Origin of the sequence: Streptomyces sp. RP5T (genome assembly GCF_003933965.1) — a bacterium.
GTDB lineage: Bacteria > Actinomycetota > Actinomycetes > Streptomycetales > Streptomycetaceae > Streptomyces.
On sequence record NZ_RSAJ01000043.1, the window covers coordinates 1 to 21,376 of the forward strand.

19 protein-coding genes and 1 riboswitch are annotated in these 21,376 nt (G+C 70.3%); of the genes, 1 reads left to right on the plus strand and 18 read right to left on the minus strand.

The window, feature by feature from the left end; translation table 11 throughout:
• Positions 1–126: 126 nt before the first annotated feature.
• The 3 genes from EHS43_RS07365 to EHS43_RS07375 all read right to left on the minus strand — a co-directional run bounded on the left by EHS43_RS07365 (position 127) and on the right by EHS43_RS07375 (position 4,631).
• Positions 127–912 (minus strand): SGNH/GDSL hydrolase family protein, encoded by a 786-nt coding sequence (locus tag EHS43_RS07365; protein ID WP_037716081.1) that lies wholly within the window; start codon positions 910–912, stop codon positions 127–129.
• 244 nt (positions 913–1,156) lie between these two features.
• Positions 1,157–2,086 (minus strand): peptidoglycan DD-metalloendopeptidase family protein, encoded by a 930-nt coding sequence (locus tag EHS43_RS07370; protein ID WP_125189720.1) that lies wholly within the window; start codon positions 2,084–2,086, stop codon positions 1,157–1,159.
• Between the two features lie 4 nt (positions 2,087–2,090).
• A riboswitch (cyclic di-AMP (ydaO/yuaA leader) is annotated at positions 2,091–2,255 on the minus strand.
• A 300-nt stretch (positions 2,256–2,555) separates the two neighbouring features.
• Entirely contained in the window at positions 2,556–4,631 is a 2,076-nt protein-coding gene (locus tag EHS43_RS07375; RefSeq protein ID WP_125189721.1) for an alpha-galactosidase, read from the minus strand.
• A gap of 207 nt (positions 4,632–4,838) precedes the next feature.
• On the opposite strand from EHS43_RS07375, the gene EHS43_RS07380 reads away from it, so the two are divergent.
• A complete protein-coding gene (locus tag EHS43_RS07380) occupies positions 4,839–5,636 on the plus strand; it encodes a tyrosine-protein phosphatase (RefSeq protein ID WP_125189722.1) in 798 nt (265 codons plus the stop codon).
• Positions 5,637–5,648: 12 nt separating this feature from the next.
• Here the strand turns inward: EHS43_RS07380 and EHS43_RS07385 are convergent, their stop codons facing one another.
• From EHS43_RS07385 to EHS43_RS07450, 15 genes are all read right to left on the minus strand, one after another.
• Positions 5,649–5,771 carry a DUF6126 family protein gene (locus EHS43_RS07385; RefSeq protein ID WP_037716072.1) on the minus strand — a complete coding sequence of 41 codons (123 nt, stop codon included), beginning with the start codon at positions 5,769–5,771 and terminating at the stop codon, positions 5,649–5,651.
• Positions 5,768–6,373: a helix-turn-helix domain-containing protein gene (locus EHS43_RS07390; RefSeq protein ID WP_125189723.1), complete on the minus strand. Its 606-nt coding sequence runs from the start codon at positions 6,371–6,373 to the stop codon at positions 5,768–5,770. Before EHS43_RS07390 ends, EHS43_RS07385 begins: the two co-directional genes overlap by 4 nt.
• A gap of 74 nt (positions 6,374–6,447) precedes the next feature.
• Positions 6,448–7,833, minus strand: coding sequence for an aspartate aminotransferase family protein (locus tag EHS43_RS07395; RefSeq protein WP_125189724.1), 1,386 nt, complete (start codon positions 7,831–7,833; stop codon positions 6,448–6,450).
• Positions 7,830–9,731 (minus strand): 1-deoxy-D-xylulose-5-phosphate synthase, encoded by a 1,902-nt coding sequence (gene dxs / locus EHS43_RS07400; RefSeq protein ID WP_125189725.1) that lies wholly within the window; start codon positions 9,729–9,731, stop codon positions 7,830–7,832. Before dxs ends, EHS43_RS07395 begins: the two co-directional genes overlap by 4 nt.
• Positions 9,732–9,757: 26 nt before the next feature.
• A complete protein-coding gene (gene ispG, locus EHS43_RS07405; protein ID WP_125189726.1) occupies positions 9,758–10,915 on the minus strand; it encodes a flavodoxin-dependent (E)-4-hydroxy-3-methylbut-2-enyl-diphosphate synthase in 1,158 nt (385 codons plus the stop codon).
• Between the two features lie 4 nt (positions 10,916–10,919).
• Positions 10,920–11,942: an adenosyl-hopene transferase HpnH gene (gene hpnH, locus EHS43_RS07410; protein ID WP_125189727.1), complete on the minus strand. Its 1,023-nt coding sequence runs from the start codon at positions 11,940–11,942 to the stop codon at positions 10,920–10,922.
• Positions 11,943–11,947: 5 nt separating this feature from the next.
• Complete coding sequence (locus tag EHS43_RS07415) at positions 11,948–12,589, minus strand: 1-hydroxy-2-methyl-2-butenyl 4-diphosphate reductase (protein WP_125189728.1); 642 nt, start codon at positions 12,587–12,589, stop codon at positions 11,948–11,950.
• Positions 12,589–14,580, minus strand: coding sequence for a squalene--hopene cyclase (shc, locus tag EHS43_RS07420; protein WP_125189729.1), 1,992 nt, complete (start codon positions 14,578–14,580; stop codon positions 12,589–12,591). Before shc ends, EHS43_RS07415 begins: the two co-directional genes overlap by 1 nt.
• A gap of 121 nt (positions 14,581–14,701) precedes the next feature.
• The gene (locus tag EHS43_RS07425; protein WP_185806146.1) at positions 14,702–15,766 is read right to left on the minus strand and encodes a polyprenyl synthetase family protein; all 1,065 of its coding nucleotides are present in this window, start codon (positions 15,764–15,766) and stop codon (positions 14,702–14,704) included.
• A gap of 71 nt (positions 15,767–15,837) precedes the next feature.
• Positions 15,838–17,232, minus strand: coding sequence for a hydroxysqualene dehydroxylase HpnE (hpnE, locus tag EHS43_RS07430; protein WP_125189730.1), 1,395 nt, complete (start codon positions 17,230–17,232; stop codon positions 15,838–15,840).
• Entirely contained in the window at positions 17,229–17,378 is a 150-nt protein-coding gene (locus EHS43_RS47045; protein ID WP_221740723.1) for a DUF6380 family protein, read from the minus strand. Before EHS43_RS47045 ends, hpnE begins: the two co-directional genes overlap by 4 nt.
• Positions 17,378–18,325: a presqualene diphosphate synthase HpnD gene (gene hpnD / locus EHS43_RS07435; RefSeq protein ID WP_125189731.1), complete on the minus strand. Its 948-nt coding sequence runs from the start codon at positions 18,323–18,325 to the stop codon at positions 17,378–17,380. Before hpnD ends, EHS43_RS47045 begins: the two co-directional genes overlap by 1 nt.
• Entirely contained in the window at positions 18,322–19,224 is a 903-nt protein-coding gene (gene hpnC / locus EHS43_RS07440; protein WP_125189732.1) for a squalene synthase HpnC, read from the minus strand. The genes hpnD and hpnC overlap by 4 nt, the downstream gene beginning before the upstream one ends.
• Before the next feature lie 387 nt (positions 19,225–19,611).
• Positions 19,612–20,391 carry an ABC transporter ATP-binding protein gene (locus EHS43_RS07445; RefSeq protein ID WP_125189733.1) on the minus strand — a complete coding sequence of 260 codons (780 nt, stop codon included), beginning with the start codon at positions 20,389–20,391 and terminating at the stop codon, positions 19,612–19,614.
• Positions 20,384–21,313: an ABC transporter permease gene (locus tag EHS43_RS07450; protein WP_125189734.1), complete on the minus strand. Its 930-nt coding sequence runs from the start codon at positions 21,311–21,313 to the stop codon at positions 20,384–20,386. Before EHS43_RS07450 ends, EHS43_RS07445 begins: the two co-directional genes overlap by 8 nt.
• Positions 21,314–21,376 lie beyond the last annotated feature (63 nt).

Sequence of the window (21,376 nt, forward strand, 5' to 3'; positions counted from 1 at the left end):
CGCACCACGCACCACGCAAGTCACCGCACGGCGCCCGCGTAACGAACCGACCGCACCGAGCCACCCGACACCCCCGCCCGCGAGCACCCGGCAGGACACCGCGACCGCCCCCGCACCACCCACGGCTCAAGCCACCGACGCGATCCGCGTCTTGATGTCGTCCGGCGACAGCACGCCCTTGGCGGTCACGTGGTCCCCGGAGGACTCCCCCCGCAGCCGGCGCCCGATCCACGGCACCAGGAACTCACGCGCCCAGTGCACGTCGTCCCGCCGCACGTCCAGCGGCCCGCGAGGGGGAAGCGGCGGCCAGGGCTGGTCCGGGTCCGCCGGGACCTCCAGCCCCAGCACCTGTCCCGCGCGGAGCGCCACGCGCGTGTGCCCCTCGGGAGACAGGTGCAGCCGGTCGTTGTCCCAGGCCCGCCGGTCCTGGATGGTCTTCAGGGACCACAGGTCGAGCACCGGGCACCCGTACCGGTCGGCGACGGCCCGCACATGCCCGTTGTACGTGGCGATCTTGCCGCGCAGATGCTTGAGCACGGGCACGCCACGGGTGTCGAAGCCGGTCGTCACCATGACCGTGCCGCACGCCTGCGTGAGCCGGGCGATGGCCCGCTCGAAGCGCTCGGCGACCTCGTCGGGGTCGGTACCGGGCCGGATGATGTCGTTGCCGCCGGCGCAGAACGACACCAGGTCCGGTGCCAGTTCGACGGCCTGCGGAAGCTGGTCCTCGACGATCTGGTCGAGGAGCTTGCCGCGTACGGCGAGATTGCTGTACCTGAAGTCGCCCTCGGGCCGCCGGTCGGCGAGGAGCACCGCGAACCGGTCGGCCCAGCCGACGAACGCCCCGTCGGGGCCGGGGTCGCCGACGCCCTCGGTGAAGCTGTCCCCCACCGCCACGTACGACCCGATCACTGAGCTGCTGTCATTCTTCGAATCGTCTGCCACAGCCGTTCATGATTCACCTTCGAATGTGACCTACGCGACCGTAGGAAGGGCTTGACGGACGGTGAGATAAGCCACTCCTAAAGTGTTGGCCAACTGCGGAATAGGCCCCTCGTCAGTGATGTTGACGCTGCGACCGCCCCACCCCGCGCGAACACCGAAGGCCGGACCCGGGGATCGGGGTCCGGCCTTCGGTGGTACGGAGGGGGCGCCGTCAGCCGACGGCGACACCCTTGGAGCGCAGGTAGGCGACGGGGTCCACGTCGGAGCCGTAGTCCGGCGTGGTGCGGATCTCGAAGTGCAGGTGCGGGCCGGTCACATTGCCGGTCGCGCCGGAGAGTCCGACCTGCTGCCCCGCGGTCACGGCCTGCCCGGCCGAGACGGAGAGCTGGGACAGGTGGGCGTACTGCGCGTAGTAGCCGCCGGCCAGCTTGATGACGACCTGGTTGCCGTAGGCGCCGCCCCACCCGGCGGAGACGACCGTGCCCGCGCCCACGGCCTTGAGCGAGGTGCCGGTCGGGACGACGAAGTCGACGCCGGTGTGGTATCCGCTGGACCACATGCTGCCCGCGACGCGGTAACCGGTGCCGACGGTGGCGCCGCTGACCGGCAGCGTGAACCCGCTGGAGCTGCTGGTGGTGTCCGAACTGCGGGTGACGGTCGCGGAGTTCGAGGACGCCTTCTTCGGCTCGGCCTTCTCGGTCTTCGCCGAGGAGGAAGCGGAGGACTCGGGCTTCGTGGTGCTCGCCTTGGCCTTCTTGCCGATCGTGAGCTTCAGGCCCGGGTGGATCAACGACGGGTCGTCGCCGACGGCCGCACGGTTGTCGGCGTAGAGCTTCTTCCAGCCACCGCTGACGTTCTGCTCGTCGGCGATCTTCGAAAGATAGTCACCGGCCCGCACCGAATAGGTGCGCACGGTCGCGGTCTTCGCGGCGGACTTCTTCGTGGCCGCCTTTTCGGCGGCCTTCTGCACGACCGGGGGCGACTGAACGGTCTTTTCCGAAACGGACTGCGGGGTGGCGGCGTGCGCGCCGGTGGCTCCCAGCAACGGGAGGGCGAGCGCGGCGCCACCGGTTCCGGCGACGGCTATCGAGCGGGTGAAGCGCTGGGACTTCGGACGGCGGTGCTTACCCTTCGCGGGCATGGCGAATTCCTCTCCGGCGCCTGCGAGGTGAGCTGTCGGGTGCGGGCTGGAGATGCCCGGTCGCGCCGAAACGCGGCTTTACCCCTAGCCGTTCCGGAGACCGGAACAGGCATTTTACCTGTGGGTCCCCCGCTCCTGCCGTGCACGGGTGAGTGGGTGTGGGGAATCCGCTCGGCGGCAGGATTGGGCGTCCGACCGGATCGGTGGCGAACGTAAACGAGCAAGACGCAAAGGGACAAGTGAGAGGTTGCCCGGGAAAGCGTTTCTCTTGATCCCTTATGAGAATTACCGGTCACCCTGCGTGGATCCGATCCCCCACAACCGCTCGAACCCCCTTGATAAACCTGCGAATTACGTGAACATGACGGGCGACACACCGTCACGGATATGACGCTCCTCACGTCACGAATTCACAGGAACCCTCACCGCGGGCGGAGTTGGGAGGAAGCAGCTAATTCGGACAGAAGCCTTAGAGGCGACGCAGTCGGATAACTGCCGCATCGAGGTCACCGCGCAGACCGGTGCGAAGTCCGTGATGCAGCAGTACGCCCCCTCGGTGAACTTCGCCCGTTTCAAGGCATTCGTACGACGCGTCCGGGTCGAGTCCGCGCAGCCGCAGCGCGGGCACGGGCTCGCCGTACTTCTGCGCCTGGAGCCAGGCGAGGACGACGGTCTCGTCGCCGAGGACGTACTGCACCGCGCTCTGCCCGCCCTGCGGTGGCCGCAGCCGGTAGAGGTCGCCGCGCTGCACCACGGGCCGGATCTCCTTGTACAGAGCCACCCAGCGACCGGCTTCGGCCAGCTCCTCCTCGGTCCACTCGGTGAGGTCGCCGCCGACTCCGAGCACCCCGGCCATCGCACTCACGAACCGGAACCGCAGCGAGCTCACCCGGTCGTTGAGCTGGGTGTTGGGGCTGTCGGTCACCCAGGCGGCCATCACGCGCGCGGGGTGGATCTGGCTGAAGCCGTGCTGGATGGCGAGCCGGTCGAGCGGGTCGGTGTTGTCGGAGGTCCACACCTGGTCGGTGCGGCTGAGCACCCCGAGGTCGATCCGGCCCCCGCCCCCCGAGCAGGACTCGAAGGCCACACCGGGGTGCGCCGCCCGCAGGCGGTCCAGGAGGGCGTAGAAGCCGCGCACGTGGTCGACCCACAGGCGCTGCGGGTAGGCCTCGCCGGGCCAGCCCGCGTCCGTGAAGCAGCGGTTGAAGTCCCACTTCACATAGTCGATCGGGGCCGAGGAGAGCAGGGTGTCGAGCTGCTCCCAGAGGTACTCCTGGACGTCCTCGCGCGCGAGGTTCAGTACGAGCTGGTTGCGGAACTCCGTCCGCTTGCGCCCCGTCTGGTACTGCACCCAGTCCGGGTGGGCGCGGTACAGCTCGCTGTCCGGGTTGACCATCTCCGGCTCGACCCAGATGCCGAACTGCATGCCGAGCGCGCGCACGTGGTCACCGAGGGGCTTGAGACCGGAGGGGAAGCGGTCGGGGTTGGGCGCCCAGTCGCCGAGCCCGGCCCGGTCGCTGGTGCGGGCGCCGAACCAGCCGTCGTCGACCACGAACAGCTCGACGCCCATGGCCGCGGCCCGCCGGGCGAGGGTTCTCTGCTGCTCCTCGGAGATGTCGAAGTTCGTGGCCTCCCAGGAGTTGAACAACACGGGCCGGTCCTGGTCCGCGTCCGGGATGACGTACGCCCGCTGGTAGGCGTGCCAGGCGCGGCTCGCGCCGCCGAAGCCGCCGTCGCTCCAGAGGCCGGCGAAGACGGGGGTCGTGAAGGACTCCCCGGCGGCGAGCCGGAGCAGGCCCGAGTCGTCGTATCCGGCGCCGCCGGTGATCTGCACGCGCGCGTCGGGCAGTTGCGCCACGGCGATCCGCCAGGACCCCGACCAGCCGAGCGCGACGCCGTAGACCTCGCCCCGCTCCTCGGTGGCGTCGGTGTCGAGTGCGACCCACGGCAGGTGCTGGTGCCCGGTGTGACCGCGGCGGCTGCCGATGACCTTCTCGCCGTAGGTGAGCGGCGTCCGGGCGAGCAGGGACTCGGCGGCCCAGCGGCCGTGCAGCTGGGACAGCCGCCAGCCGTCCTCGCGGTCGGGCAGGGTCCAGGTGGCGGAGTCGGCGCGCAGCAGCTCGACCGGGGCCGGGCCCTCGTTGTCCAGCGTCACCCAGCGCTCCAGGACGTCGTCACGCATCCGGTAGTGCAGCGTGACGGTGAGCCCGGCGTCGCGGAACCGCAGGCGCAGCTCGTCGCCCTCGGTGTCGTACTCCTGGAAGCTCCACTCGGTGCCGCGCCGCTCGTCGGTGCGCACGGACAGGGCAGGGCGGGTGAAGCGGGGGCCGCCCTCGACTGGGTACTCCTCACGTCCGTCGAGCGGGGACTCGAAGGGCCAGTAGTCGGGCAGCGGACGGGCGGTGAGGGCCTCCGCGTCGGCCAGGGCGATCCTCGGACCCCAGTGCAGGTGCAGCAGCTCGTCCTCGGCGGTGAGGTGCAGGGCGTAACTGCTGGCCGGCCCGGACAGAATCCACGTACGGCCGTTCTCGGCGATCTCCAGCATGGTGCTTCCTCACAGATTCGAACAGGTGCCAACAGGGGCACTCAGGCCCCAACATCATCAATGGCCGACGGGCCTGGCTGCAACGGCTGTGGACAAGTCATTGCCGGCCCTGTGGACAACTCATCGGCCCAGGAAGCCGTGTCGTATCGTCGTGAGCGTGCCCCGTCGACGAGCCGCGTCGGCGGAGTCCGGCTGGGAGGAGCCCCCGTGACGCAGCAGATCCCGTCGACCGAGCCCGAACTGGCAGGTGTCCGCAATTTCCGTGACGTGGGCGGACTGCCGACGGCGGACGGGCGGCGGGTGCGGTACGGAGTGCTGTTCCGCAGTGGTCATCTCGCGCACGCCACCGAGGACGACGCCGCCTTCCTGGCGTCCCTCGGACTGCGCACGATCTTCGACTTCCGCAACTCGGCGGACCAGAAGCTGGAGGGCCCCGACGTCGATCTGCCGGGTGTCACCAATGTGAACCTGCCGCTGAGCGACCCGGCGGAGGGCACCTGGTTCTGGAAGATGGTCCGGGACGGCGACATAGAGCAGTTGCGCGAGCTCCTCGGGGACGGCAAGGCCGCGCAGCGCATGATCGACTCGTATCGCACGATGGTCAAGGAGCGCACCGCCGAGCACTCCGAGGTGCTGCACTCCCTCGCCCAGGACAGCGTGCCCGCCCTCATGCACTGCGCGGCCGGCAAGGACCGCGCGGGCCTGTCCGTCGCCGTGACCCTGCTCGCCGTGGGAGTGGAGCGCGAGGCGATCGTCGCCGACTACCTGGAGTCGAACGCCAAGCACCGCCGCTACAAGGTCCGCCGCACCAGCACCTCCGCGGACGCGTACTCCCCCGAGGTCATGGAGCTGCTCAGCCCCCTCTTCGAGGCGCGCGCCGAGTATCTGACGGCGGCCTTCGAGACCATCGAGGAGACCTGGGGCGACGTCGAGGTGTACCTGGAGGAGGGTCTCAGCCTGACGTCCGGGATCCGGGAGCGGCTGCGGGAGCGCCTGCTGGACTGAGCGGTACGGCCGTCACTGCCCGGCTCCCACCTCGAAGAGGAAGTAGATGAAGGCCGCGAAGACGTGGCCGACGGCGAGGTAGATGATCAGGCGCACCCACAGGGCGCGGGGGAACTTCTCCTCCATGTCACTCATGGCGTCTCTCCAGGGGTGGGGCCCAGGCACAGCGTGGCCGTGGGGCTCTGCAGCAGGGTGTGGACGAACAGGAGCTCGACACCGTCGGGGTCCTGGGCGGCGATGCGGTGCGGGGTGAGCGAGTCGAAGTGCGCGCTGTCCCCCGGACCGAGCCGGTGGGTGGTGTCCCCGAGGCGCAGTCCGAGCCGTCCTTTGAGGACGTACAGCCATTCCTCGCCGGGGTGCACCCGCACGATGTCGCCCTGGGAGCCGTGCGGCACCTGCACCCGCAGGGCCTGCATGCCACGGCCGGCGGCGCCCGCCTGGAAGTAGGTCCAGCCGCCCGCCTCGGTCGCTTCCATGTCGGCGGCGCGCACCACGGCGTCCCGGTCGGCGACCGTCTCGCCCAGAAGTTCCGAGACGGTCGTACCGTAGATACGGGCGAGGGCGAGCAGCATCGGCAGCGACGGCTGGCGCTGTCCGGTCTCCAGGCGGGAGAGATGGGCGGGCGACAGGCCCGCGGCGCCGGCCGCGGCCTCCAGGGTGAGGGAGGCTCGCCGGCGCAGTGCGCGAAGCTGGGGAGCCACCGAGGGCAGCTCCGTGAAGGCTTCCGGGGAGGTCATACCTCCATTGAGCCGGAGTTTTGCCTCTGCGGCAAATCTCTTGCCTCAGAGGCAAAAGTCCTGGGAGTGGGCCGCTACCGGTTGGCCACCGCCTGTTTCACGAGCGTCTTGCCGAAGTCCCACATCAGGCCGCTACCGCTGTGCGCGTCGTCCATGACGTCCGTGAAGGCGTCGACGAACCGGTCCACCTCCTTCTCCCCGACGACGAGCGGCGGGATGAGCTTGATGACCTCCAGGTGGTCGCCCGAGACCTGGGTGAGAATCCGGTGCCGCTGGAGCAGGGGTACGACGACCATCTGCGCGAACAGCCCCTTGCGGGCGGCCTGGAGCATGGTCCAGCGGCTGCGCAGCTTGAGCGACCTCGGCCTGCCGAACTCGATGCCGATCATCAGGCCCCGGCCCCGTACGTCGGCGAGCAGTTCGTACTTGCCGATCAGTTCCGTGAGCCGGGACCTGAGCAGGTCGCCGGTGGCGCGGGCGTTCGCGACGATCTGCTCGTTCTCCATGACCGACAGGACGGCGAGCCCGGCCGCCATGGCCTGGGCGTTGGACCCGAAACTCGCCGAGTGCACCAGCACCCGGTCCATCGACGAGTAGACCTTCTTGAAGATCCAGTCCTTGCCGAGGGTGGCACCGACGGGGACATAGCCGCCGGAGAGCGCCTTGGCCACGCACACCAGGTCGGGCTCGACCCCGTCCTCGTGCTGGTAGGCGTAGAAGTCCCCGGTCCGGCCGAGCCCGGTCTGCACCTCGTCGGCGATGAGCAGCGCCTTGTGCCGGCGCAGCAGCTCCTGCGCGGACCGCAGGTACCCGGGCGGGGCTTCGTGCACCCCCTTGCCCTGGATCGGCTCGACGACCAGGGCGGCCACGTCCCCCTTCTTCAGCTCCCTGGCCAGGGCGTCCAGGTCGCCGAGGGGTACGGCCGTGTCGGGCAGCAGGGGCACGAACCCGTCCCGGAAGGCGGACTCGCCGTTGACCGACAGCGAGCCCGTGGTCAGCCCGTGGAAGGCATGGTCGCAGTACAGGACGCGCGGCTTCCCGGTGGCGTAGCGGGCGAACTTCAGTGCCGTCTCCACCGCCTCGGTGCCGCTGTTGCCGAAGAACACGCGGTCCAGGTGCGGGCTGTGCGTGAGCAGCTTCTCCGCCAGCAGTCCGGGCAGCGGCTGGCAGTCGAAGCGGGTGAGGTCGGCGAGAGAGGCGTCGAGGACGTCGTGCAGCGCCTTGCGGACGACGGGGTGGTGACGGCCCAGGCCCATCACCCCGAACCCGGCGAGCATGTCCAGGTAGTCGTTGCCGTCCGCGTCCCAGAAGTAGGCGCCCTCGCCGCGCTCGTAGACCTTGTCGAAGCCGATGGTGTGCAGCATGCGCGGGAGCTGGTGGTTCAGGTACCTGCCGTGCAGCTCGTAGCGCTCGGCTCCGCGCTCGGCAAGGAGTCTGCCGAGGTCGAACTCCGTGGTCATTCAGCCGTCTCCTTGACTTCGGCCTGTGCCTTCACGGCCAGGCTCGCGCTGATCCGGCCCGCCACCTCGACCGGCGTCAGCCCGATGTCGGCGAGCACCTCGCTCCGTTTGGCATGCGCGAGGAACTGCTCCGGGATCCCGAACCGGCGTACGGGCACGTCGACTTCGGCGTCCCCGAGGGCCAGGGCCACCGCCGCGCCCACTCCGGCGGCCCGGCTGTTGTCCTCGACGACGGCCACCAGCCGGTGCTCGGCGGCGAGGCCCGGCAGCGCGGGGTCGACGGGTTTGACCCACCGCGGGTCCACGACCGTGCAGGTGATGCCGCGAGCCTCCAGGAGCTCGGCGGCCTGGAGGCAGACCGGGGCCATCACACCGACGGCGACCAGAAGAACGTCGGGCACGCCCGCGGAGCGGTGCAGGACGTCCAGGCCGCCCACCCGGTCGATCGCCGGCACCGCCGGACCCACCGACTCCTTCGGGAACCGCACCAGCGTGGGCGCGTCGTCCACGGCGACGGCCTCCCGCAGCTGCGCCCGCAACTGGTCGGCGTCCCGGGGCGCGGCGATCCTGAGGCCGGGCACGACCTGGAGGATCGACATGTCCCACATGCCGTTGTGCGAGGCCCCGTCGACCCCCGTGACCCCGGCCCGGTCGAGGACGAAGGTGACCCCGCACCGGTGCAGGGCCACGTCCATGAGGAGCTGGTCGAAGGCCCGGTTCAGGAAGGTGGCGTACACGGCGACGACGGGGTGCAGACCGCCCGTGGCGAGACCCGCCGCGGAGACCGCCGCGTGCTGCTCGGCGATGCCGACGTCCCAGACCCGGTCCGGGAACCGCGCCGCGAACTTGCCCAGCCCCACGGGGTGCAGCATGGCCGCCGTGATCGCCACGACGTCCTCGCGCTCCTCCCCGATCGCGGCGATCTCGTCGCCGAACACCGAGGTCCAGGAGGGCCCGTTGGACGGTGCGAGCGGCTCGCAGGTCAGGGGGTCCATCACCCCGACGGTGTGGAAGTGGTCCTCCTCGTGGGCGAGGGCGGGCTCGTAACCGCGCCCCTTCTCGGTGAGGCAGTGGACCAGCACCGGCCCGTGGAACCGCTTCGCGCGCCGCAGCGCCGACTCGACGGCCCCGATGTCGTGGCCGTCGATCGGGCCGACGTACTTCAGCCCGAGGTCCTCGAACATGCCCTGCGGCGCGAAGGCGTCCTTGAAGCCCTTCTTCGCGCCGTGCAGGGACTCGTAGATGGTGTTGCCGACCACGGGGGTCTTCAGGAGGACGTCCTTGCCCCAGGCGAGGACCTTCTCGTAGCCGTCGGTCGTGCGCAGGGTGGCCAGGTGGTTGGCGAGACCGCCGATGGTCGGTGAGTACGACCGCTCGTTGTCGTTGACGACGATGATCAGCGGCCGGTCCTTGGCGGCCGCGATGTTGTTGAGCGCCTCCCAGGCCATGCCGCCGGTGAGCGCGCCGTCGCCGATGACCGCGACGACGTGCCCCTTCTCCCCCTGCACCTGGCGGGCCTTGGCGAGCCCGTCGGCCCAGCCGAGCGCGGTGGAGGCGTGACTGTTCTCGACGATGTCGTGCTCGGACTCCTCGCGCGAGGGGTAGCCGGACAGACCGCCCTTGCCGCGCAGCTTGGAGAAGTCCTGACGCCCCGTCAGGATCTTGTGCACATAGCTCTGATGGCCGGTGTCCCACACGATGCGGTCGACCGGCGACTCGAAGACCCGGTGGAGCGCGACGGACAGTTCCACCACCCCCAGGTTGGGCCCGAGGTGTCCGCCGGTCCTGGCCACCGCGTGCACCAGGAACTCCCGGATCTCCTCGGACAGTTCACCGAGTTCCGACTCGGACAGCGCCTTCAGGTCGCGTGGTCCCCGGATGTTCTCCAAGATGGTCACGTCGGGCCCCCTTCGGTCCGTGCTGTTCAACTCACGGTGACGGCCGGCTCCCCCGACGCGACGCCGTCCTGCTCCATCTGTGCGGCGATCTTCATCGCCTCCTCGATGAGGGTCTCCACGATCTTCGACTCCGGGACGGTCTTGACGACCTCGCCCTTGACGAAGATCTGTCCCTTGCCGTTGCCGGAGGCGACTCCCAGGTCGGCCTCCCGTGCCTCGCCGGGACCGTTGACCACACACCCCATCACCGCGACCCGCAGGGGCACTTCCATGCCCTCGAGACCGGCGGTGACCTCGTCGGCCAGCTTGTACACGTCCACCTGGGCGCGCCCGCAGGACGGACACGAGACGATCTCCAGGCGCCGCTGCCGGAGCCCGAGCGACTCCAGGATCTGGATGCCGACCTTGACCTCCTCGGCGGGCGGGGCCGAGAGGGAGACGCGGATGGTGTCGCCGATCCCCCTCGACAGCAGCGCCCCGAAGGCCACCGCCGACTTGATCGTCCCCTGGAAGGCGGGCCCGGCCTCCGTGACCCCCAGGTGCAGCGGGTAGTCGCACTGCTCGGCCAGCTGCTGGTACGCGCTGACCATCACCACGGGGTCGTTGTGCTTGACGGAGATCTTGATGTCCCGGAAGCCGTGTTCCTCGAACAACGACGCCTCCCACAGCGCCGATTCGACGAGCGCCTCCGGGGTCGCCTTGCCGTACTTCTGGAGCAGCCGCCTGTCGAGGGACCCGGCGTTGACCCCGATGCGGATCGGCGTGCCGTGATCGCGCGCCGCCTTCGCGATCTCCTTGACCTTGTCGTCGAACTGCTTGATGTTGCCGGGGTTGACGCGGACGGCCGCGCAGCCCGCCTCGATCGCCGCGAACACGTACTTGGGCTGGAAGTGGATGTCCGCGATCACCGGGATCTGCGACTTGCGCGCGACGGTCGCGAGCGCGTCCGCGTCGTCCTGGGTGGGACAGGCCACCCGCACGATCTGGCAGCCGGACGCGGTGAGCTCGGCGATCTGCTGGAGCGTGGCGCCGATGTCGGACGTACGGGTCGTCGTCATCGACTGGACCGACACCGGGGCCCCGCCCCCGACCGCCACCGGCCCGACCATGATCTGCCGCGACACGCGCCGCTCGGCGATCGGCCGGACCGGTACCTCGGGGACGCCCAAGGGAATGGCGGTCATGGCGCTACTCGCGGTTTCCGCTGACGGTCTCGCGCATGGCCCGCAGGGACTCCTTGAGCGAGCCCATGGTGGCGAGGACGGCGGTGGGCTCGTAGCCGCAGTGCGCCATGCAGTTGGCGCAGCGCGGGTCCTTGCCGCGGCCGTACTTGTCCCAGTCGGTCTCCTCGATGAGTTCGCGGTACGTCGGCACGTATCCGTCGCTCATCAGGTAGCAGGGCCGCTGCCAGCCGAACAGGGAGTAGTTCGGGATCGCCCAGGCCGTGCACGGGAAGTCGACCTTGCCCTCCAGGAAGTCCAGGAAGAGCGGGGAGTGGTTGAGCCGCCACTTCCTGCGGTTGCCGCCCGCGAAGGCCTTCTTGAACAGCTCGCGGGTCTGCTCCACACCCAGGAAGTGCTCCTGGTCGGGGGCCTTCTCGTAGGCGTAGGCGGGCGAGATCATCATCTCGTCGACCTTGAGGTCGTCGTTGAGGAAGTTGAGGACCTCGATGATGGTCTGCGGGGTGTCGGTGTTGAAGAAGGTCGAGTTGGTGGTGACCCGGAAGCCGCGCCGCTTGGCCTCCTTGATCGCCTCCACCGCCTCGTCGAACACGCCCTCCTTGGCAACGGACTCGTCGTGCCGATCCCGCAGCCCGTCGATGTGCACGGCGAAGGCGAAGTAGGGCGAGGGCTTGAACTTGTCCATCTTCTTGCGCAGCAGCATGGCGTTGGTGCAGAGGAAGACGTACTTCTTCTTCGCCACCAACTGCCGCACGATCTCGTCGATCTGAGGGTGCATCAGCGGCTCACCGCCGGCGATGGACACCATCGGCGCACCGGACTCGAGGACGGCCCCGACCGCCTGGGCGACCGGCATGCGCTGCTTCAGCACCCCCGCCGGATGCTGGATCTTGCCGCAGCCCTCGCACTTGAGATTGCACGCGAAGAGGGGCTCCAGCTCCACGATCAGCGGGAACTTGTCCCGCTTGCGGAGCTTCTGTTCGGCCAAGTATGTAGCGACCTTGATGGACTGGCGCAGCGGCATGGCCATCTGGCTCACCTCCTGGGGAGCAGCAAGGAACGGTGCCATTCGTAGAAAGCAGGAACGACGGAACGAAGGACGCGGAAGGCTGATATTCCACCGCGCACCGTGCCGATCCGGACGAGTTCATGTTGTGGAGCGTCCACGACCACCCGGACGGCCGCAACCGGGCGCTCGCCCGCCCGCACGGCACTCAGGAGCGTGGCCGCGGACTCCATGTCGGCCGCGATCGCGCCGGTCGCGAGCAGCTCGGACCGCTCGTGACCCCGCACCACGTGATCGGAGCCGGTGAGGGGTCCGGTGTGCACGGTACGTCCCGGTACGGCCCGTACGAGCTCCTTGACCAGTAGGTCGGTCTGCACACAAGGAACGGTTCCGTCCGGATCCCGGGTCTCCTCGGCGACGACCAGGTCGCCGGGGTGCATCCCGGGGGCGAGTCCCGCGCAGAACCCGGTGGCCAGTACGGCGGCCCCGGCGAGGGCGGGGTCGGCCAGGCGCCGGGTGACGGACCGTTCCGCCGCCCGGGGGCCCATGCCCGTCCTGAGCAGGGTGACCGGCCCGCCTGCCTCGCCGCGCTCACCGGTGCGCAGGGCGAGGTGCTCGATGCCGAGGGCGCAGGCGATCAGCAGCGGGGCGGTGGCGGGCCGGGTGCTCATCAACGGGCCTCGGTCCTGGAGAACGGTTCTCCGTGGACGTAACGGCCCAGCGCCGTGAGCGGGAAGACCTGCCGGTAGAGGTGGTAGTTGATGGAGAAGTCCCAGGGGAAGCCGGTGCCGGTGAAGTGGGGCTCGTCCCAGGAGCCGTCCTCGCGCTGGGTGCTCGCGAGCCACTCGATGCCGCGTTCGACGGCCTTGGAGTCCCGCTCCCCCGCGGCCAGCAGCGCCATCAGCGCCCAGGCCGTCTGGGAGGCGGTGGAGGCGCCGCGGCCGCTCCACTCCTTGACGTACTTGTAGGAGCGCAGGTCCTCGCCCCAGCCGCCGTCGTCGTTCTGCACCTTCTCCAGCCAGGTCACCGCCCGCCGGATCGCCGGGTGCGAGGCGGGCAGTCCGGCGGCTGTCAGCGCGGGCACCACCGAGCCCGTGCCGTAGATGTAGTTGACGCCCCAGCGCCCGAACCACGAGCCGTCCGGCTCCTGTTCGGCGAGCAGCCACTCGATGCCGCGCCGGGTGCGCGGGTCGTGGGAGAGGCCCTCGACGGCCAGCATCTCCACCACGTGGGCGGTGACGTCGGCGGACGGCGGGTCGATGACCTCGCCGAAGTCGCAGAACGGCAGCCGGTTGGGGAAGGGGCTGGTGTTGTCGACGTCGAAGGCGCCCCAGGCCCCGTTCTTCGACTGCATCCCGAGGTTCCAGCGCACCCCGCGTCCGATGGCGTTCTCGACCCGCTGGGGGTCGTGGTGCCGGACCCGGCGCAGCGCGAGGACGACCTCGGCGGTGTCGTCGATGTCGGGGTAGTTGTCGTTGTGGAACTCGAAGGCCCAGCCGCCCGGCGGGAGTTGGGGGCGCTTGACCGCCCAGTCGCCCGGCCGCACGATCTCCTCGCCGAGCATCCAGTCCGCCGCCTTGACGATCTGCGGGTGGTCGGCGGGCACGCCCGCGTCGACGAGCGCGATGGTGGCGAGGCAGGTGTCCCACACCGGCGACTGGCAGGCCTCGATCATCCGGGACCCGTCCTCGCGCCAGATGGCGAACCGGTCCAGCGACTCCAGACCGGCTCGCATGACCGGGTGCTGGAGGTCGTAGCCGAGCAGGTGCAGGGCGATCACCGAATAGACGGCCGGGGGCTGGATGCCGCCCCAGCAGCCGTCGTTCTCCTGCCGCTCGATGATCCAGCGGGCCGCGCTGTTCATGGCGGCTCTGCGCAGTCTGCGCGGGGCGACCTTGCGCAGCTGGTGCAGCGCCTTGTCCAGCCGCTGGAAGGCGCCGTCCCAACTCGCCACCGGAGCGAGGGGCTTGGCCGGGTTCGGGTCGGCCGGATCGGTGTGGAGCTCGTCGAGCGGGAAGGGCGCGGGCCGCACCGGGCGCTTCGCGGAGACGATCGTCAGCGGGACGATGGTCTGGCGGGCCCAGCAGCCGAAGTCGTAGATGTTGAGCGGGACCCACTTGGGGAAGTAGATGAGCTCCGGCGGGAGTTCGGGCAGGTCCTCCCACTTCCACCAGCCGAACAGGGCGAGCCAGATCCGGGTGAACACCCGGGCGGCGGCGATCCCGCCCTGGGCGCGGATCCAGGCGGAGGCCTTCGCCATGTGCGGGGCGTCCGGCGCGTCACCGTCCAGGCGGAGGGCGACGTACGCCTCGACGGTGGTGGAGAGTTCGCCGGGGCCGCCGTAGAAGCTGGCCCAGGTGCCGTCCTCGCGCTGCTCGCCGCGGATGAACCGGGCGGCGGCCCGGGTGGTCGACTCGTCGCGGATGCCCAGGAACTGACGGAGCAGCAGGTCCTCGGCGTCCATGGTGACGTTGGTCTCCAGGTCGCCCTTCCACCAGCCCTCGGCGTCCTGCCGGGCGAGCAGGTGGTCCGTGGCGCGCTGGACGGCCCGTGCGGCGGCTTCTTGTACCCCGGCCGCCACGGGGGTGTCGAGACGGGTTTCGCTGGCCGCGGCAGCGCGGGGCGGCAGGGCCCCGGTGCTTCCGTCGGTCGTCGCTGTCATGGCTTCCCCTTCGTGCAGTGTGCAATGTGGTGCTCTGCTGTGGGTCCGCCGTCGGCCGGTGCCTTTCCTTTCCTCGCAGCACCGGCCGGCGACTACGCGAGGGCTATTCGACCGATAGTGATCATCTCTTTCGTACGACGACGAAGTCGGCGAGCGCCGTGAACTGGTCCCGCACCCGGTCGGGCATGTCGACGGCGTTCAGGGCCTCGGTGGCCACGGTGTGCTGACGGCGGGCCTCCGCGGCCGTCCACTCGCGGCCGCCGGCCTCCTCGATGAGGGCGGCGCGGGCCGCGAACTCCTCCTCGGAGAAGTTCTCGAAGTCGCTGCTCTTGGCGTCGGCGGCGAGGATCTCGCCGAGCCGATCGGAGGCGGCACCGCCCGCCGCGAGCGCGGCCACGACCGGCAGGGACTTCTTGCGCTGGCGCAGGTCGCTCCAGGTCTGCTTGCCGGTGGAGACCGGGTCGCCCCAGATGCCGAGCAGGTCGTCGACGGCCTGGAAGGCGAGGCCCAGGTGGTAGCCGTACTTCTCCAGGGCGTCGGCGGTGCGGTCGTCCGCGCCGCCGAGCACGGCGCCGATGGAGGAGGCGCAGGCGAGCAGGGCGCCGGTCTTGTTGCCCTCCATCTCCAGGCACTCCTCGACGCTGACGCGGTCGCGGTGCTCGTAGGAGATGTCCTGGGCCTGGCCGTCGATCAGGGCGCGGGTGGCGGTGGTCAGACGGCGGGTGGCGCGGCCGGCCTCGACGGTGCCGAGTTCCAGGAGGACCTCGTTGGCCAGGGCGAACAGGGCGTCGCCGACCAGGATGGCCTGGGCGGGGCCGTGCACCTTCCACACGGTGTCGCGGTGGCGGCGCTGCTCGTCGCCGTCCATCAGGTCGTCGTGCAGCAGGGAGAAGTTGTGGACCAGTTCGACGGCGACGGCGCCGGGGATGCCGGTCTCGGGCGCGGCACCGGTGACCTCGGCCGAGAGAACGGCGAGCGCGGGCCGCACGGCCTTGCCGCCGTCGCCGTCGGCCGGGTTGCCCTGGGCGTCGATCCAGCCGAAGTGGTAGGCGGAAACGGTGTCCATCGGGGATGCGAGGCGATCGACGGCCGCCTTCAGCACCGGAGTGGCCAGGGTCCGGCCGCGCTCCAGGAGCGCGGTCACGTCCACCGCGGACCTCGCAGCGGCCGTCTCGGCCGGGGGCACAGTGGGCACAGTCTCTCCTCTTGTTGCGGTACCGGAGGTGCTGGGGCCGGATACGCCGTGCTGGTCGAGCATCACGCGGCCTCCTCGAACTCGAAGAGACGGGCGGGGCGGGGCCGGCCCAGGGCGGCGAGAGCGGCGTCCGCCGCGCTCACACCGCTGCGGACCGCACTCTCCATGGTCGCGGGCCACCCTGTGGCGGTCCACGCGCCGGCCAGGTAGAGGCCGGGGGCTCTGGTACGGGCGCCGGGCCGCAGCCGTCCGACGCCGGGGGCGGGAGCGAAGGTCGCCGTGCGCTCCCTGGTCACGAAGAAGTCCTTCACCTCGGCGCCGCGGGCGAGCGGCAGCAGCCGCTCCAGCTCGGGCAGGTAGCGCTCGCGCAGTACGGCCACCGGCTCGTCGATCTCGGCGTGCGCGGCCGACTGGGACAGGGCGAGGTACTGGCCCTCGCGCAGTCCGGAGGCGTCGGTGCGGTCGAAGACCCACTGGACCGGGGTGCCGAGCGCGGCGAGGAACGGCTTGTGGAGCACCTTGCGGTCGTAGACCACATGGACGTTGAGGATCGGTGCGGTGCCGATCTCCCGAAGATTTTCGGGGGCGTCGAGCGCGCCCTCCGGCAGCAGGTCAGCGGCCTCGCCCTGGGCCACGGCGAGCACCACGGCGTCGGCCCGGAGCGTCTCCCCGGGAACCTGAACGCTCCAAGTGCCGTTCTCGTCAGTGGAGATGGAGGTGACGCGTGTACGGACCTCGGTACGCACGCCCGCGGAGTCGAGCGCCTTGCGGGCCAGCCGGTCGTGCAGTTCACCCAGCGGGACGTGTGCCCAGCCGATGTCGGCCGCGCCCGGGTCGGACAGCAGACCGGTCTTGAACACCATCGCGGCGAGCCCCAGCGAGGCGTCGCCCGCGACCGCGTTGAGGGTGGCGACCCCGACCAGGTCCCACAGGGCCTCCACGGCACGCGCCGACTGACCGTGCGCGGTCAGCCAGCTGCCGAAGTCCTGTGCGTCCAGGCTCGGATCGGCGAGGTCGAGCCCCTTGAGCGCGAGCGCGGCACGCCCCACCCTGGCCCGCTCGGCGAGCGAGAGATGCGGATAGGCCGCGAGGCTGCGCCCCAGGTGCAGGGGCACCGGCAGCGCGTCGCGCCGCAGTCTGCCGAGCCGTCGGCCCTCGGGCCGGGCCAGGTCGAGTACGGGCACGTCGAGACGATCCTGCAGCGGCGCCAGCGCCGTCCCCTCGATGCGGTCGAGGAACCAGCGGTAGGCGGTGCAGCAGCGCAGGTAGACGTGCTGTCCGTTGTCGACGGTCAGGTCGCCGCGCTGGAAGGAGAAGGCGAGTCCGCCCAGGCGTGGCCTGCCTTCGAGCAGGGTGACGCGCACTCCGGCGTCGGCGAGCGCGAGCGCGGCGGTGATGCCGGCGAGCCCGCCGCCGATCACGACGGCGTCCCGTCCCGACCGCTGTCCGTCGGTCATCGCCCACCCTCCCCTGCCCGGACGCCGTGGTGCTGGTGCGGTGCACGTCCGGCCGTTGCAGTCAGGGACGCCGTCCGCGAGCGGAGGGTTGCGTGCCGCTTTTCTCCGGTGACGTCACCTTGGAGCGGATTGTCCACCTCGCCCATCAGGCGCGCCTCCTGACGGCCCGCCGCGTCACATGCCGGGTGTCCAGTCCGGACAGGCCGCGGACCGCGACGTACGCCTTCTCGCGCCCGGGCAGCGAGACCCGGCCGCGCAGCACCGCCTCGGGGTCGCGCTCGATGCGGTCGAGCAGACGGCGGTAGATGCCGGCCATGGCGGCGACGCAGGCGCCGCTGCGCCGGTCGAGCATGGGGAGCAGCCGGTAGCCCTCGGCGAAAAGGGCGCGGGCCCGTCGCACTTCGAAGTGCACGAGGCCCGCGAAGTCGGCGCCCTCCGGTGGTTTCGACCCCTTGAAGCCGGCCGAGCAGCCGAACTTCGCGAGGTCGTCGGCGGGGAGGTAGACGCGCCCGCCCTCGGCGTCCTCACGGACGTCTCTGAGGATGTTGGTGAGCTGGAGCGCGAGACCGAGCGTGTCGGCGTACTCCGGCGCGCGCTCGACGGCGCGCGCCCCCGGTTCGGTACCGAACACGCCGAGCGAGAGGCGCCCGATGGCGCCCGCCACACAGCGGCAGTACACCTTCAGGTCGTCCCAGGTCTCGTAGGTCTCGCCGCGTACGTCCATCAGGACGCCGTCGATGAGCTCGTCCAGGCCGCCCAGCGGGATCGGGAAGGTCTCGGCGGCGTGGGCGAGGGCGACGGCCACCGGATCGGTGTCGTCCTCGTCGACCGAGCCCTCGCGCACCCGGGTCAGCATCGCCCGGGTCTCCTCCAGCCGCGCGGCCTTGACACCGGTCTCCAGGGCGCCGTCACCGATGTCGTCGACGCGCCGTGAGAACGCGTAGAGGGCCGACATCGCCCGCCGCTTGGACGTCGGCAGCAGCCTGATGCCGTACGCGAAGTTACGCGCCTGCTGTCCGGTCACGGCCTCGCAGTAGCTGTAGGCGGCGAGTACCGGTGCGGACGCGTGTGGTGACTCCACGGTCCGGATCACCCCTCTCCTCGCAGAGTGACGCCCACCTCGCGCAGCAGCCGGAGCTTGCCGGGCTTGGGCGGGCCGGGAAGTACGTCGTGTTCGGCGGCGGCGATCGCACGGAGCGCCGCCCTTCCCCCCGCCACGAACCCCGCGAGCAGCAGCCTCAGTCTGCCGTGGACGCTACCCACCAGGGGGGCGCCTTCATTCAGGAGTTCGTGGGCGCGTTGCGCCTCGTATGCAACCAGAGCGCGCACCGATGCGCCCGCGGTTTTCGCGGCCAGATCCGCCTCCTGGACATGAAAGCGCTTCATGTCGGCGGCGGGCAGATAGATCCGGTCGCGGCCGAGGTCCTCGGCGACGTCCTGGAGGTGTTCGACGATCTGGAGGGCCGTGCAGATCGCGTCCGAGAGACGGATCCGCTCGGGGGTCGAGGTGCCGGTGACGGCGAGCACGAGACGGCCGACGGGGTTGGCGGACAGCTCGCAGTAGGCGAGCAGGTCGTCGTAGGTCTCGTAGCGGGTGACGAGCTGGTCCTGGCGGTTGGCGGCGATCAGGCCGAGGAAGGGCTCGGGGGTGAGGGAGCGCCGGCGGACCGTGGGCTGGAGGCGGCGCAGCAGCGGATGGCGGGGCTCGGCGGAGAAGACGCGGTCCAGGTCGGCCTCGAAGGCGTCCAGCAGGACGAGCCGGTCCTCGGACTCCTCGGGCGGGACGCCGAGCAGCCGGGCGTCGGCGCCGCCGGGGGCGAGATCGCCGTCGCCGATGTCGTCGACGAGGCGCGCGAAGCCGTAGACCGCCATGAGGTCGGCGCGCCAGTCCTTGGGCAGGAAGAAGGGGGCCACGGGGAAGTTCTCCGCCGCGGCCTTGTCGAGCGTTCCGCGCTCCGTCGCTCCGGGGCGCGTCGTGCCGGTCTCCGTCATCGCTGCCTGCCATCGGCGGGGACGGCACGTGCTGCGTTGAGCTGGGGAGTTTCCGTAGCCATCGCCGTCACATCTCCCGTTCTACACCGCCGACCCAATACACACTATTTCGGACACGCCGCTCAGCCCTCCGCGCGGCGTCCCAGTGATGGGGTGTCGCGCATTATCGCCCTACTTGCCGCGATTGGGCACCGGTACAGCTTACGTTGTACAACGCGGCAGGGATCGTCGGGGTGTCCTGCACATCACAACAACACACCGATTGGCCCCAAGATTCCTAAGGGGGGCCGAAGTTGACGCTTCCTTTGCAGACGCGTGGCCCCGCCGGAACAGTTCCGGCGGGGCCCGGTGGAGCGAGGCGGTGTCTTTCGTCCGGGGCGGGGTGGACTACTTGCCCGTGAACTTCTCGTACTCCTTGATGACCTCGTCGGTCGGGCCGTCCATGCGCAGCTCACCGCGCTCCAGCCACAGCACGCGGTTGCAGGTGTCACGGATCGACTTGTTGTTGTGACTGACCAGGAACACCGTGCCGGCCTCCTTGCGCAGTTCCCGGATGCGTTCCTCCGAGCGCTTCTGGAACTTGCGGTCGCCGGTGGCCAGGGCCTCGTCGATCATGAGGACGTCGTGGTCCTTGGCGGCGGCGATGGAAAAGCGCAGCCGGGCCGCCATTCCGGAGGAATACGTGCGCATCGGAAGGGTGATGAAGTCGCCCTTCTCGTTGATCCCGGAGAAGTCGACGATCTCCTGGTAGCGCTCCTTGATCTGCTCCCTCGACATGCCCATGGCGAGCCCGCCCAGGATGACGTTGCGCTCACCCGTGAGGTCGTTCATGAGGGCCGCGTTGACGCCGAGCAGCGAGGGCTGGCCGTGGGTGTAGACGCGGCCGCTCTCGGCGGGCAGCAGACCGGCGATGGCGCGCAGCAGGGTCGACTTGCCGGAGCCGTTGGAGCCGATCAGGCCGATCGCCTCGCCCTTGTAGGCGACGAAGGAGACGCCCTTGACGGCGTGCACCTTGCGCACGCCCCGCTCCTCGCCGCGCTTGAGGATGCGGCTCAGCGCGGCGGTCGCGCTGCCCTTGCCGGTCTTCGCGCCGTTGACGCGGTAGACGATGTGCAACTCGTCCGCGATGACGGTGGGGGTGCGCTCGTCCCTGGTGTCCTCAGCCACGGCCGTACCTTTCCTCCGCCTTCCAGAAGTACACGAAGCCGCCGAGCGCGAAGAGCGCGGCCCAGCCGGCCGCGGCCGCCCAGACGTGGTCGGGCAGGTTCTCGGCGCCGTAGTCGTCGAGCAGGGCGAAGCGCATCAGGTCCATGTAGATGGCCGCGGGGTTCCACTGCAGGACCGTGGCGAGCCACTGCGGCTTGTCGGCCAGCATGATCGGGATCGAGAACATCACGCCGGACGCGTACATCCAGGTGCGCATCACGAACGGCATGAGCTGTGCCAGGTCGGGGGTCTTGGCACCCGCGCGGGCCATGATCAGCGCCAGGCCCGTGTTGAAGAGGAACTGCAGGATCAGCACCGGGACGATGAGGGTCCAGGACAGGTCCGGGTAGTGCCCGAAGCCGATCGCCACGGCGAACAGCACGACCATCGAGAACAGCAGCTGCTGGAGCTGCTGGAGCGCGAAGGAGATCGGCAGGGACGCCCGCGGGAAGTGCAGCGCGCGGACCAGGCCGAGGTTGCCGGAGATGGCGCGCACGCCCGCCATGACGGAGCTCTGCGTGAAGGTGAACACGAAGACACCCGTGACCAGGAACGGGATGTACACGTCCTTCGGCATGCCGCGGCTGGCGTTCAGGATGACGCCGAAGATGAAGAAGTACACGGCCGCGTTCAGCAGCGGGGTCGCCACCTGCCACAGCTGACCGAGCTTGGCCTGGCTGTACTGGGCCGTCAGCTTCGCCCGCGAGAAGGCGAGGATGAAGTGGCGCCGGTCCCAGAGCTGGCGGACGTACTCCACGAGCGAGGGCCTGGCACCGCTCACGGTCAGGCCGTACCGGCCGGCGAGCTGCGCCGCCGAGAGGCCCTCGTCGGGCGACGCGGGCGCGCTCAGCGTGACCGTGCCGTCGTGCGTTGTCTCACTCACTGATGGATAGCTTTCCTCTTCGGGATGGCTCGGGGTGCGCGGCCCGTACGGGCGGGGCCGGGC